This is a genomic window from Tundrisphaera macrotermitis, from assembly GCF_051175315.1.
Taxonomy (GTDB): domain Bacteria; phylum Planctomycetota; class Planctomycetia; order Isosphaerales; family Isosphaeraceae; genus Tundrisphaera.
This window is the reverse complement of record NZ_CP195100.1, coordinates 1,134,466-1,148,105: the sequence shown is the minus strand read 5'-3', so window position 1 is coordinate 1,148,105 and position 13,640 is coordinate 1,134,466. Positions and strand designations below refer to the sequence as shown.

The 13,640-nt window shown below is 67.3% G+C and carries 9 protein-coding genes; 2 read left to right on the top strand and 7 right to left on the bottom strand.

Going from position 1 to position 13,640, the window contains the following annotated elements; genetic code table 11:
- Together TA3x_RS04960 and TA3x_RS04955 are read right to left on the bottom strand one after the other, a co-directional pair.
- The gene (locus TA3x_RS04960; RefSeq protein ID WP_435018999.1) at window positions 1-2,913 is read right to left on the bottom strand and encodes a M1 family aminopeptidase; all 2,913 of its coding nucleotides are present in this window, start codon (window positions 2,911-2,913) and stop codon (window positions 1-3) included.
- Window positions 2,914-3,064: 151 nt separating this feature from the next.
- Window positions 3,065-4,345: a beta-ketoacyl-[acyl-carrier-protein] synthase family protein gene (locus TA3x_RS04955; protein WP_435018998.1), complete on the bottom strand. Its 1,281-nt coding sequence runs from the start codon at window positions 4,343-4,345 to the stop codon at window positions 3,065-3,067.
- A 361-nt stretch (window positions 4,346-4,706) separates the two neighbouring features.
- Here TA3x_RS04955 and TA3x_RS04950 point away from each other — a divergent pair, with 361 nt between their 5' ends.
- Together TA3x_RS04950 and TA3x_RS04945 are read left to right on the top strand one after the other, a co-directional pair.
- Entirely contained in the window at window positions 4,707-5,900 is a 1,194-nt protein-coding gene (locus TA3x_RS04950; RefSeq protein WP_435018997.1) for a pyridoxal phosphate-dependent aminotransferase, read from the top strand.
- Window positions 5,901-6,086: 186 nt separating this feature from the next.
- Window positions 6,087-7,286, top strand: a complete 1,200-nt coding sequence (locus TA3x_RS04945; RefSeq protein ID WP_435018996.1) for a hypothetical protein — start codon at window positions 6,087-6,089, stop codon at window positions 7,284-7,286.
- Between the two features lie 13 nt (window positions 7,287-7,299).
- Here TA3x_RS04945 and TA3x_RS04940 read toward each other — a convergent pair whose 3' ends face one another.
- From TA3x_RS04940 to TA3x_RS04920, 5 genes are all read right to left on the bottom strand, one after another.
- Window positions 7,300-8,886: a sulfatase-like hydrolase/transferase gene (locus tag TA3x_RS04940; RefSeq protein WP_435018995.1), complete on the bottom strand. Its 1,587-nt coding sequence runs from the start codon at window positions 8,884-8,886 to the stop codon at window positions 7,300-7,302.
- Window positions 8,883-10,262: a class I SAM-dependent methyltransferase gene (locus tag TA3x_RS04935; RefSeq protein ID WP_435018994.1), complete on the bottom strand. Its 1,380-nt coding sequence runs from the start codon at window positions 10,260-10,262 to the stop codon at window positions 8,883-8,885. Before TA3x_RS04935 ends, TA3x_RS04940 begins: the two co-directional genes overlap by 4 nt.
- Window positions 10,255-10,563 (bottom strand): hypothetical protein, encoded by a 309-nt coding sequence (locus TA3x_RS04930; protein WP_435018993.1) that lies wholly within the window; start codon window positions 10,561-10,563, stop codon window positions 10,255-10,257. The genes TA3x_RS04935 and TA3x_RS04930 overlap by 8 nt, the downstream gene beginning before the upstream one ends.
- Window positions 10,564-11,073: 510 nt before the next feature.
- A complete protein-coding gene (locus TA3x_RS04925; RefSeq protein ID WP_435018992.1) occupies window positions 11,074-12,243 on the bottom strand; it encodes an LptF/LptG family permease in 1,170 nt (389 codons plus the stop codon).
- Between the two features lie 70 nt (window positions 12,244-12,313).
- Window positions 12,314-13,573, bottom strand: coding sequence for an LptF/LptG family permease (locus TA3x_RS04920; protein ID WP_435018991.1), 1,260 nt, complete (start codon window positions 13,571-13,573; stop codon window positions 12,314-12,316).
- Window positions 13,574-13,640: the final 67 nt, after the last annotated feature.

Here is a 13,640-nt window from a genome sequence, read left to right as displayed (position 1 = left end):
TCAGAATGATTGATTCAGGCCGAACCAGAGGACCGGGCCATTGCCGGTCCCGATCGGCTGCGCGATGTCGATCCGGGCCACGGCCCGCTCGATGAACGAGAACAGGGCCACGTCCACGCCGATCCCGAACCCGACGCCGTGGACCACCGGGCTGAACTCCCCCTGGAGGTAGGACTGGCCCACGTCGTAGAACACCGTCCCCAGCACATTCCGGAGGCCGACGAACCGGTCCAGGGCGCGATATTCGAGGTCGGAGCAGAGCGGGAATCGCCACTCGACGGTCCCCAGCCAGACCGAACTGCCGATATTCTGCTGGAGGTCCAGGGCCCGCAGCCTCCGGCCGCCGCCCAGCCGGAAGTAGGGCACGTTGTCCGGGAACCCGAGCCCGCCGTAGCCGCGTACCGCGATCCGGGTCCGCGACAGGTAGCCCCAGTTCGCGGGCAGGGAGCGGACGATCCCATATTCGAGCGACATCCGGACGTAGTCGAAGGTCGATCCGATCGCGCGGTCGCCGTACTCCACGGTCGCGTCGATCAAACGGCCCCCCTCCGGGTTCCAGACCGGATAGAGGGTATTGAGCCGGAACCGGGCCCCGACCGCCGCGAACGGCTTGTCGACCGGGCGGCCGTCATCTCCCTGCCAGAATTCATTGCCGAAGCCGTAGTAGAACTCGTAGAACCCGGCGTCTTCGGTCAGGTTGCTGGCCGACTCCAGGAATCGGTTGCGGGCGAAGATCCGCCCGCCCGAGTGCTGCTTGTCGTTGTAGAAGTTGTAGAGCCCCTGCTCATAAAAGACACCGGCATTCCAACGCGGCCAGGGGAAGTGGAGGAACTGGAACTGCCCGCCGAAGATCGCCTCGCGAAGTGCGGGCTCGGTGCCGGCCCAGGCGGTGAGCTGGTACTTCTGGAGCCGGGTGACGGCCACCTTGAAGCCACCCCTCTGGTACTGGTCGACGAACAGGCCGGCCACCACCGAGGGGCGGTCGAACGCCTGGAACGTGGACGCCTGGTCGAGCGGGGTCATCAGCGGCGTGACCCGCCAGGCGATCTCCCCCTTCCAGCGGTTGTTGTCCGGCACCGCGTCCAGCAAGGCATGGTCCGGGTCGACCTCCACCTGCGTCGGCCGGTCCGGGGCGTTGAGGGTCACCGTCCAGGTGTCGCCTTCGCGGTTGACGTGGGCGTCCGGGACGTCGTAGCTGCCCCGATCGGGCCAGATCGGGATCCGCAACTCCGATTCGCCGGCCCGGCAGGCGACCACGGTCGGCTCGATCAATTCGCCCCGCTGGCGGAGGCGGATCACCACCGGGCGGGAAGGGGACCCGGGGGCGGCGTAGCCGACGTCGACGCGCTCCACGGCCCAGTCGGTATCCTTGTGCTCGACCAGCCAGTCGTCCAGGAACCTCGGCCAGTCGGTCCCCGGGTCGAACGCGGCGAGGTCACGCTTCAATTCGGCGTAGTGGAACGTCCCGAAAGCGTACTGCTGGTAGACCTGGCGGAAGAAGGCGAAGAAGCGATCGGGACCGAGGCGATTCTCGACCATGTTGATCACCTTGCCGCCGCGGTCGTAGGCCAGGCTGAACAGGGATCCCAGGTCGCTGAGTTCGCCTAGGTTGCGGATCGCCGACCCGCCCCCGCCGCGTGCCTTCCAGCCGTAGTAGCCGGACAGCCGCATGTCCTCGCGGCCGATCGTCGGCATCCAGTTCAGGTACTTGCCCCAGGTGACGATGGGGGCGTTGCGGCCGTATTTCTCGTCGAGGCGGCGGGCGGTCACCCCGTTGACGATCCCCTCGTCCATGAACGTTTCGGCGTAGCCGTCGGTCCCGACCACGTTCCAGAACCATTGGTGCAAGGTCTCGTGGGTCACGAGGTGGTCCAGGTAGCGTGTGCCGGCCTCCGGAAGCTTCATCACCCGGTCGTCGATCAGGACCAGCCCGGCGCACTCGTTGCCGTTCCAGCCGAAGAACGAGGTGGCGATCTCGAATTCCTCGTCGTAATACGGCCCGAACCACTCTTCGTAGAGCGGGATCACTTCGCCCATGTAGGTGAGGGCGGCCTCGGCATTGGCGCGGTCCTCGGGGAAGCCGACGACCCGGATCGTGGTCGGGCCGGACTTCTTCTCCAGGGACTCGAACCGATTCGAGCAGACGAAGGCGAAGTCGCGCGACGGGGCCGCCTCGATGGTGATCGCCTTGCGGCCAGGGCCCGCCGCGTCGGTGTCCACGATCCGGCCGGTCGACGCCACGACCTGATCCTCGGGCAGGTCGAACCGGACCGAGTAATGGCCGGCCTCCTGGTGCCAGGGCTGGTGCCAGGGGACGAACGGGGTCCGCTCCCAGCCCCTGTCGTCGACGTGGGCCAGGACCGGGTACCAGTTCAGGAGGTAAGTGACCCCCTTGTGATGCCCCCACCGGCCCCAGAAGTCGGGCAGGTCCACGACGAAGGCGATCTCGACGGTCGCCGTCTCGCCCGGCTTGACCGGAGCGGGCAGCGGGACGGCCATGATCGTGTCGTTGGAGGGGTCGAAGGCCACGACGGCCGGCTTACCGGCGATCGTCGCGGAGTCGACCGTGAGCCTGCGCCCCTCGGCGTCCATCGCCTCCTCGGGGCTCAGGCGGAGGACTTCCAGGGTCTTGCCGGTCTTGAGCCGGTCGGCCTCGGCCACCCGGTGCCGGGGGTAGACGTGGAACACCAACTCCGACAATTCGACGTTGGTCCGGTTGGTGAACACGACCCGCTCGCGGGCCTCGACCCGCCGGCCGGGGATGTCCAGCCGGGCCTCGATCGCATAGCGAGGCAGGCCGGGCGGGACCTTGAGCCGGGTCCGGGGCCCGGGTTCATCGGCAAAGGCCGGGCATCCGAGGGCGAAGCCGATGGCCGGGATCAGCCAGGCGATCCATCGCCGACGCTGGAGCATGAGGTCTCATCCCGACGCGGAAAGTGCCGGGACAAGGTACGCCTTGCCCCAGATCCCCCGGGGGAGGGAAGCGGCGGCAGTCTAGCAGTTCGCCCGATCCGGGCCAGGGCAATTATCGATACCGAGGCTCGTGGGAGGGCCGCTACTCCCCTCAAACCCGAGTCATGACCAGGGTTGCATTCTGGCCCCCAAAACCGAAGCTATTCGAGATCGCCGTTCGAAGGGGGATCTCCCGGGCGGTGTTGGGGACGTAGTCGAGGTCGCAGGCCGGGTCGGGCGTTTCCTGGTTGATCGTCGGGGGGACGAATCCCCGCTGGAGCGAAAGGGCGGTGGCCGCCGCCTCGACGGCGCCCGAGGCGCCGATCAGGTGGCCGATCATTGATTTCTGCGAGCTCATCGGGATCGACCCCGCCCGATGGCCGAACACGTTCTTGACGGCGACCGTCTCCATCAGGTCGTTGAGCCGGGTGCTGGTGCCGTGGGCGTTGATGTAGTCGATGTCGGCCGGGTCACGGCGGGCTTCGCGGAGCGCCGACCGCATCGAAAGCGCGGCGCCCTTGCCTTCGGGCTCCGGCCGGGTGATCCCGTAGGCGTCGAACGACGATCCGTAGCCGGTGATCTCGGCGTAGATCGTCGCCTTGCGGCGCTTCGCACGGGCCAGGCTCTCCAGGATCAGGACGGCGGCCCCCTCGCCCATCACGAACCCGTCGCGTTCGCCGTCGAACGGCCGGGAGACCTCCGACGGGGGCCGGTTGGAGGCGCTCACGGCCTTCATCGCCTGGTAGGCGACCATCAGCAGGGGGTCGAGCCGGCTATCGCAGCCGCCGGCCATCATCACGTCGGCGTCGCCGCGCTGGATCAGGCGGAACGCCTCGCCCACCGCCTGGGTCCCGGCGGCGCAGGCGGTCACGATCGTGTTGTTCGGCCCCATCGCGTGGTGGAGGATCGACAGGTGGGCGGCGGCCATGTTGGGCAGGTGGCGGAGCAGCCAGAGCGGCGCCATCGCCTCCCCCTGCGCCTGGGCGAACCGGCCGATGTCGAATCCCCCATCGTGGCCGATCGCCTTGCCGATCGGGCCGACCAACTCGGCGATGTCCATCGGGGTGATGCCCGTCCCCATGCAGACGCCGAAGCGTTCCGGGTCGAGCCGGGCCATGTCCAGCCCCGCGTCCTCGACCGCCATCCCGCCGGCCCCGACGGCGAATTGCACGGCGCGGCTCATGGTCTTGGCGTTCTTCTTGTGCTCCCCAAGGTGGGGGGTCACGTCGAAGCCCTTGACCTCGCCCGCGATCTTCACCGCGTGCCCCGAAGTGTCAAAGCTCTCGATCAGGCCGACGCCCGATCGCCCCTCGACGATCGCCTCGCCGAAAGCACGACGCCCGATCCCGTTGGGCGAGACCACCCCGATGCCGGTGACCACCACGCGCCGCATGTTTCGCCCCCCGCCGAACCAGATCCGGTTGATGCGTCACGGATGCCGTCGCAAGCCCAGAAACCTAGCATGAAGAAGCAGCCGATAACCCCGAGTTAACCCAGAGTGTCGATTCCTCCATCTCGGCTTATCCTATCATGGTGGGCTCGACAATCAAGCAATATGGGGAATCTAGGTCGAGAATCCGGCAAAAGCTCCCGCATGATCCAGTCTTGTCATTCTTACATGGAGAATCAATCCGGGTGGCCTGACCCGGCCGGCGAACCTGCGAGAGGTGACGCGGATCCGGGTCCATGTTAATTTAGAGGGCCGAGAGCCCCCGCACGCATGATCCGGTCTTCGTTTTCCCTCCGAGGTCGCGATGGTCCTGACACTGGCCGAGCGTTCGAGTCTGATTGCCCCGTCGGCGACCCTGGCGATGGCCGCCGAGGCCAGGAGGCTGAAGGGGGAGGGGATCGATGTCATGGATTTCGCCCTCGGCGAGCCCGACTTCTCCACCCCGGCCAACATCCAGGAGGCGGCCATCCGGGCGATGAAGGCGGGGCACACCCACTACACCCCGCCGGCCGGCATCCCCGAACTTCGGCAGGCGATCGCCGATCACTACACCAACAAGCAGGGGTTGCCGACCTCCGCCGCCCAGGTGCTGGTCTCCAACGGCGCCAAGCACTCGATTCACAACGCTTTGATGGCTTTGTGCGGCCCCGGCGACGAGGTGATCATCCCGGCCCCGTATTGGGTCAGCTATGCCGACCTGGTGAAGCTGACCGGGGCAACCCCGATCATCATCGAGACGACCGAAGAATCCGGCTTCAAGCTGACGCCGGGCCAGTTCCTGGCGGCCGTCACCCCGCGCACCAAGCTGCTGATGATCAACAGCCCGTCCAATCCGACCGGCGTCGTCTACGACCGGGCCGAGTTGGAGGCGCTGGCCGATGCCGTGCTGACCACCAACGCCGGCGTCCTTTCCGACGAGATCTACGAGCAACTCGTCTACGGTGACGCGAAGCCGACGGTTTTCGCGACCCTCCGGCCCGGCCTGGCCGAGCGGACCATCACGATCTCCGGCGTGAGCAAGACCTACGCGATGACGGGCTGGCGGATCGGCTGGTCGGTGGCCCCGGCGGCCGTGACCAAGTTCATGGCCGACGTCCAGAGCCAGGAGACCAGCAACCCCTGCTCGATCAGCCAGTACGCGGCGATGGAGGCGGTGGCCGGCCCGCAGGACTCGGTCCGCGAGATGCTCGCCAAGTTCACCGAGCGCCGGGCCTACGTCCTGAGCCGGATCGAGTCGCTGCCGGGCGTCCGCTGCGTCGCCCCCGGCGGGGCGTTCTATGCGTTCATGAACGTGTCCGAGCACTTCGGTCGGACCCTGGGCGGGCAGCGGATCGAGGATTCGACCTCGTTCTGCCTGACGGCACTGGCCAAGGCCCACGTCGCGCTGGTGATGGGCTCGGCGTTCGGGGCGGAGGGCTATGCCCGCCTGTCGTTCGCGACCGACATGAACACCCTGGAGCGCGGTTTCGACGCCCTCGAGAAATTTCTCCGAGGTTGAGGCCGAGGTTTGCCGATAATGGGGAGGAGGATGCCGGATCGGGCGGGCGTTCGAGCTTGCCCGATCGGCCGCGATGGGATAGGCTCCGCCCGCCCGCCGAGCACCCCTCCCGCGTCCCGCAACCAGGAGATCCCCCCGAGTCCCCAACCGGCCTCCCGCAGCGGGCGTCCGGGGAGGTTTCCGTCTATGGTTCGCCGCCGCGCCGTTGTCCTCGCCCTGGTGATCCCCTGTGCTTCGATCGGCTGCCATGCCGGGTCGGCCAACAACCTGGCCAAGCCCGCCCCGGCGCCGATCAAGACGCAGGAGGCGATCTCCAAGGATCGCTTCATCGCCATGCACAACAGCAACGCGCGGGCGATCCAATCGCTCAGGGCCTCGCCTCGGATCGAGTTGACCGAAGGGCTCAAGGATCGGCCCAGGTCCTACTCGCTGAGGGGACGGATGGCTCTGGAGCGGCCCCAAGCTTTCAACCTCGAGATCGCAGCGACCGCGAATACATCGGTCGCCAAGATCGGGTCGAATGACCAGGGCTTCTGGTTCTGGGTCAAGGACAACGAGGAGCGCGAGATCTACACCTGCGCCCATGAGAATCTCGACGCCAGTCCGCTGGCCGCGACCTTCCAGCCCGACTGGATCATCGAGGCGATGGGCCTCCGGGTGATCGACGCGGCCGAGGCCAAGGTCATCAGCGCCCAGCCCGGCGATAGGCCGGACACCCTGATCCTGACCCAGCTCCGCAAGGACGCCCACGGCGAGATGCTGACCAAGGAGACCGTGGTCAACGTCCGGGATGGGAGCATCGTGGCACATCGCCTTTACAGCGGTGCCAAGGCCCATCTCCTGGCCAATGCCACCATCTCCGAATACGGCCACATGAAGATGGAAGCGACGGCCGAGAACCCGACCGAACGCATCATCAACTATCCGTCCAGGTTCCGCCTGGAATGGGTCGAGGAAGGATTCGCCCTCGAAATCAAGATGGAGAAGACGATCTTCAATCCGAAGTTCGACGAGGGGACTTACGCGGCCCTGTTCACCGAGCCCACGGTCCCCGGATACACCCGGGTCGACCTGGCGACGCGGGGCGGCGTGGAGCGGGCCTCGGCGCCGGCCCCATCGTCGCGGATCCACGAGACCCGGCCGTCGCCCCGGTCGGGGTCGAGCATCCGACTCGAAGCGCCCCAGCCCCTCGGCGACGGGGCCATGCAGACGTCGGCCGAGCCCCTGGCCCTGGGATCGATCGAGGCCGAGGATCTGCTGCCCGACCCGACCCTGGAGGATGCCCCCAGGCCCCGGCCCGTCTCGACGGCCCCGGCCCCGGCACCGCCTCAGACCGCATCGTCGGCCGGGCTCAATCGGTTGCGCGGGCCGAAGTTCGGACGCTGAGCCCCGACCCGGTTCAATCGTCGCGGTCGGATCGGGGCCGCGAGTCTTCCACCTGGCCGGTCACGTCGGTGAAGACGTAGGGGGCGGGGTAGGACGAATAGTAGTTCCGGTCTTCGAGCCGCCCCAGGTGCGAGCCGAAGTAGCGGTCGAGGACCACCCGGAAGCTGTTGACCGGCGTGATCGTCGGGTCGAGGTCCGCGATGCCGCCGTCGGGCAGGTAATAGGCGTTGAGGATGGCCATCCGCTCGCGCAGGTCCTGGGGTCGCTCGCTCGACATCGCGAAGTGCGAGGCCGGCCCGTGGTCCCCCTGGATGATGATGATCGGCGGCGTCTTCGAGGTTTGGAGGATCCGGTCGACGACCTCCTCGACCCGGCGCGTGATGTAGGTGATCTGCGCTCGGTAGCGTCGGGCATAGTCGTCGCTGTCGCCGTGGCCCTCCAGGCCGATCCAGCCGTCGCCGTCGTAGAGGGAGTATTCCCGCTCCTGCCCCGAGGTATCGCCCCCGTCGGCATCGAAGACGAACGGGGGATGCGGCGACAGGACGTGGGCGAACGTGAATGTGGGCCGATCCGGGTCGGCCACCGCGGGCAGACGGTCGAACAGGTGGAGGATCCGCTCGCGGTGCATCCGGTGCGGGTCGCGCTGCTCCTTGAGCCCGAGCATCAGCCACAACGGCGTCTTGGCCACCAGCATCGAGCCGAACTCGCCCAGGTTCGCCCGGGGGGTGTGGTAGGCGTCGGCGCCGGGCATCTCGGTGATCTGGAACCCGGACGAGAAGCTGACGAACCGGTAGCCGTGGGGCCGGAGGGCCCGGACCACGGCATTGTTGGCGATCAGGGATTTGAGGGGGAGCCGATTCTGGGACGGGCTGCCCGCCAGGTCGTCGTGGTAGCGTAGGTTGAGCGTCGAGGAGAGCGACAGGGCGGTCTGGCAATAGTTGGCCGTGCTCCGGCGGGCGACGTAGAACCCCCGCTGTTCCAGGCGGTTCAGGAAGGGCTCGTTATCGAACCCGTAGAATTCGTCGAGGACGTCCGACCGCCCGTAGGCGTCCAGCACGACATAGTAGATATCGGGCGGCAGTGATGCCCGGGGTTGTGTCGCCGGCACCGCCGGGGGCGTGACCGACGGGGGGCGGATCGACCCCTTGGCCGTGGCCTGCATCGTGGCCGAGCAAAGCGAGAGTCCGACCAGCGTGATCGCAGCGACGTTGAACCCGCCGTGGAGCGCCCGGGCCAGGCCCGGCAGTCGCCAGACGATCGCGACCACCGCGGCGCCCGCCAGGATCTCGACCGCCAGGACGATCCGCTCGCGGCCGAGGATGTCGCCGCCGATCCCCGCCCGCTCGGCGAGCCGGACGCCGGTGGCGAACGAGAAGAACAGGACCCATACCGACGAGGCCACCAACGCGGCCCGGATCCCGTCATTCCAGAGCCACCGGAAGGCCGACCACACCGCCAGGGTGATCGCCACGACGAGGAGGCCGGGGATCAGCACTTCGCCCGGGGCGACGGTCGGGAGGTTCCGGATATAAAGCAAGGCGACCGGATACAGGCCGATCAGGAACGGGTGGATGATCCAGGTGCGTTTGGTGATGGTCACGGCTCTCTCGCGTCCATGAGGTAGAGCGTCCGCTCGCTGTCGCCGACCCGTTCGCGACGGCGGATCGCGAAGTGCTCGGCGAACGCGGCTTCGAACCCTTCGGTGGTGTAGTCATCAAAGATGTCGATGCGGGACGCCAGCAGGCGTCGGACCTGCGAATCCCCCTTGGGGACGAACTCGATGATCAGGTGGCGGCAAGCCCTCTTGAGGAAGGCCGCGACCCGATCCAGCGGCACGTTGTTGCTGATCGCCAGGTGGTGGACCAGGGCCAACGCCATGACGACATCGACCGGCCCGCGCTCCAGCAACGACGCGCGTTCCCGGTGGTCCCAGCCCAGCGCCGGGGTGGGATTCGCCAGGTCGAGCAGGAGCGGGAGGATGCCGTCGGTCCCCTTCGCCTTCACGGCCTGATAGTGCCGCTCCACGCAGGCGGGATCGATGTCGAAGGCGACCGTCCGCGCGCCGGCCTCGGCGGCCAGCCGGCTGAATCGCCCCGTGTTGGCCCCCAGGTCCCAGGCGGTGGTCGGGGCGATCTCGGCCAGGTAGCCGGAGACGAGCCGGGCCTTGGCCTCGGTGGCGGCGTCCGAGTAGTTGGTCTCGCCGTAATACTCGGCCCACTCGGTGCCCTTGGGCTCCCAGCGGAGCGACTCGACCGCCGCGCGCAGGCTGCCGATCAGGCCGAGCAGGGCGTTGCGGCTGAACGGCCGGGGCTTCGCCGTCTCCCCGCCGGCGTAGGACTTTTGTGCCCGCGCGTGGAGGTGGATGTGCGCCAGCAGGCGCGGCTCCAACCGGGTCCGCCACGGCAACAGCCGCGCGGCCAGGTCGAGCGGGACGCCGTCGATGTACGACCGGAACAGGGCATTGAGCCGGACATCGACCCGGGCCATCAGAGCCAGTGGGGCCAGGAAGTGCTGGCAGAACTGGCGATACGCGACCCAGGGCGCCCCTTCGCGGTAGGCTTCGAAGGAGAGGGTATCGATGAAGATCGGCCGCCCCCCCAGGAACTGGACGTTGAAAGCGCTCGCGTCCTTCAGGGTCAGGCCTCGGGCGATGGCGCGTCGTTGCAGCTCCAGGGTCAGGAGCGCCGCATCCCGGAGTTGGCCGAAGCTCCACTCCGTGGGGTACGAAAGGAACGGGACGAGTTCGGGCCGGAGGATCTTGTAAGCCTCCTCCGGATTCCAGGCCGGGACGTCGACCTCGCGATGCGGGATCAGGAGGCCATCATCGATCAACTCGTCGGCGAGGCCGGAGGTGACCAGGGCATCGTAGTCGGCCCGGCCCGCTCGGTTGACCTGGCGATAGAGGATGCCATCGCGCTCGAAGAGGAATCCGCCCGGATCGCGAAACGACCCGGGCGTCTTCCGCGCCTCAGGCATCGTTGGGGTTCGGTTGTCCATGAAGCCGAGGCCTCGCGTGATTCAATCGGTGCCCGTTCCCATGGCCGAGGCCGGCGGCCGCCCCCGCCAGCGACACCGACGTGCCGCGACGCGCCGAGAACCACGCCCGGAGGGCGGCCCACGACTGTTTCAGGGCGAACATCCCGCCGAACAGGCCGGCCAGGAGCATCTGGAGGGCATAGCTGCCGGTCCCGGGGTCGAGGTATCCCAGGAACGAGCCGGACGCCATCCAACCGGCGGTCGAATTCCAGGCCATGGGCGAGAGAAATTCAAGATGCATCGTGGGAGACTCCATTCAAACCTGATGCGAACGCGACAGCCTCCGCGGCGTGAGGACGGGGTGGGAGATCGCTCCAGCGATCGGCCCACCCTCGACGCGAGGGCTGCGTAACCGACGACACGACTCGATGCGCGGGGTGCCCCCGGGTGAAACAGCCCGTCTCCTCTGAAGATGACCCGGGATCCCGGATCGGCCGGCGAAGGCGAGGTCCGCTCACGCCGGGGATCGCTCATCCCGAAGTCCGGCCCATCCGCTCCGAAGGGGGGGGGGGCCGCATGTGATCGCGGGGACGTTGGAAAGCTCGAGGGTGAGGTTCAGCCCATCGCCGGGTGCGGCGATCCGCGCAGGGCCCCGGGGCCGAGAGGGTGGGTCCGGGGGCCGTGATGCATCGGACGGGGCCGGCGGCCAAGTCCGAGATCCGGGTTGCGTCGTCGACGAGGGCAACCTTAAACCAATCTTCTCGAAATGCCAACCCGGATTCGCCGATTTGGGACGATGCATGGACGATGCTCAGGTGCGAATCCGATCCCATCGGGCGACGGCGATCGTCCCGAACACGATCAGGGGGCCCCAGGCCGACTGCTCGGGGGTGAGGATCTCGTGGCTGCCGAGGTACGAGCTGAAGAACATCGAGGCATAGAAGATGCCCGAGGTGGCCAGCGACATCCCGAGGTTCACGAACATGTTCCGCCCGGCCCCGCCGAGCACCAGCGGGAGGCTCAGCAGCATCAGGTTGAACCCGAGCAGGGGGCGGAGCATCCGGCCGTGGAGAAAGACCTCGATCGTCCGGCGATCGCTCGCGTTGGTCGGGTCGCCCAGGGCCCGGAGCAGCTCGGGTGTCGGCGCATAGTAATACCACTGGCGGCTGCGGGTCACCGACCTGAAGGTCAAGGGCGTCTTGAGGAAGAAGGCCGGGGCCCCTGGCCGGGCGGCGATCGGGTCGGACGCCTTGGGGTAGGCCGAGACGTCCTCGACCGGCGAGAGCACCCCCTGGGTGAGCGTCTCGATCGACTTGTCGGTCGGGTTGGTGATGAACTTCACGCCCCGGAGCAGCCATCCCCCTCGCTTGGGGAGCTGGGTCTCCGTCTCGGCGATGTAGTGGGCCTGGATGGCCTCCACCTCGATGATCTCGCCCGCGACCCGCACCGGGATGGTCGCGTTGAATCGGAGGACCGAGCGGCTGGCGCGATCGGCCTTGTTCCCGTCGATGGCGACGTCGTTGATGTCCTGGCGGCCCACCACGAGGATCGGCCGCTGGCCGTCATCGTCGGGGGGCTTCTGCAGCTCCTCGGCGATCTGCGGCATGATCATCTCCTGGTTCACCACGGCCAGCAGGCTGACCGCGAGCGCCGAGATCAGCACCGGCCGGATCACCCGCTGGGTGCTGATCCCGGCGGCGAGCATCGCGAGCAGCTCGTTATTCTTCTGCATCCAGGTCACGGTGAAGATCGCCGCCATCATGGCGATGATCCCGCAGATCTGGTCGTAGATCAGGCTCATCTTGACCAGGTAGTACCGCCCCATGTTGCGGAACATCTGGCCGGTGCTGTCGGCGACCTCTCCGAACTCGTCGATGTTGCTGAATGCATCGATGACGATGTACAGCCCCACCAGGGCGACGAAGCAGATGAAGTAGGCCTTGACGAACGACCAGTATCGTTCGCGGTCGAGGATTCGCATCGGGCACGGCTCCTTGCCGGGTGGTCGGCCCCGGGATCATCGTGATCGCCGGCTTCAGCGGGTCGCGGGATCAGTGTTTCACGACCGGCGGCAACGCCCAGAAGCAGGCGCCCAGCCAGAGGACGAGGTTGCCCGACCAGAGGGCCAGGATCGGGTGGAGGATGTCCTCCTTGCCCAGGTTCACGCCGAACAGCATCAAAGGATAATAGACCATGATGATCGGCATGAAGCAGGAGATGAAGGCGCTGAGGAAGTCGCGGCGGGCGAACAGGATGCCCACCGGGGCCCCGATCAGCACGAAGAACAGGCTCCCCCAGGCCATCGCCAGCCGCATCTGGGTCTCGGTCTGGTACTTCCGGCATTCCATCTTCCAGTAATCCTGCTGGCGGAATGCGGTCTGGAAGCTGGGCCAATCGACCTTGTGGAGCCGGCCCGAGCCGATCCACATCGACGCGGCGATCGCCTGGCGGAGCCGTTCGTGCTCGATCAATTCCCGGTTGGCCTGCTCGGCCTCCCTCATCTCCGGGATCGTCATCTCCTCGATGGTCTTCCGGCCGGCGATGTCGCCGATGGTGCCGATCGGCATCTCCAGGGTGGTGCCGTTGAGCGAGACCTGCGGGGGCAGGGGGCCGCTCTGGCTCATGGTCCCGCCCACGAAGTGGATCCGCACGACGGGCTCGTCCTTGGTATCGCCGGGAACCGTCGCGAATTCGAGCCGGGCCTCCTTGGCCATCACGATCATGTCGAAGGCGCCGGTATCGTCCGGCCCGCCGTCGGGCCTCGCCACATACTTGGGATTGCGATGCTTGAAGGTCGGGCCGATCATGACCCGATCCTTGACGTCCTTGACCTTGATCAGGAACGGCCACTTCTTGGTGTCGAAGACCAGATCCTTCTTGAGGGTCTTGTAGAACAGGTCTTCCATGTTGTCGAACATGACCTTCTTGGCCGCGAAGTTGGCGTTGGGGATCGCCTCGGAGGTGGCGAAGCTCAGCACCACGCTCAGCACCAGGGCCATCAGGATGGTCGGCCACAGCAGGGTCCAGACGCTGAGGCCCGCCCCCTTGGCGGCGATCACCTCGTTGTCCGACGCCAGCCGCCCGTAGACGACCGTGACCGCGAACAGCAGCGAGACCGGCACCGTGAACGGCAGGCTTCCGGGGATCAGGTAGGGGATCAGGCGGATGATGTCGCCCGGCGCCAGCCCGATCCGGTTGGCCGTGGCCATGACCATCATCAGGACGAAGACGCAGGTGATCGTCACCAGCGCCAGGAAGAAGGCGCGGAAGACCTCGCCCATGATGTAACGCTGCAAGATTCCGAACCGCACCGGCGCCTCCTTCGGCATCCTGCCCCGGATGGGCCGACCAGATCCCAGGCCTCGCGGCCCATTCCCT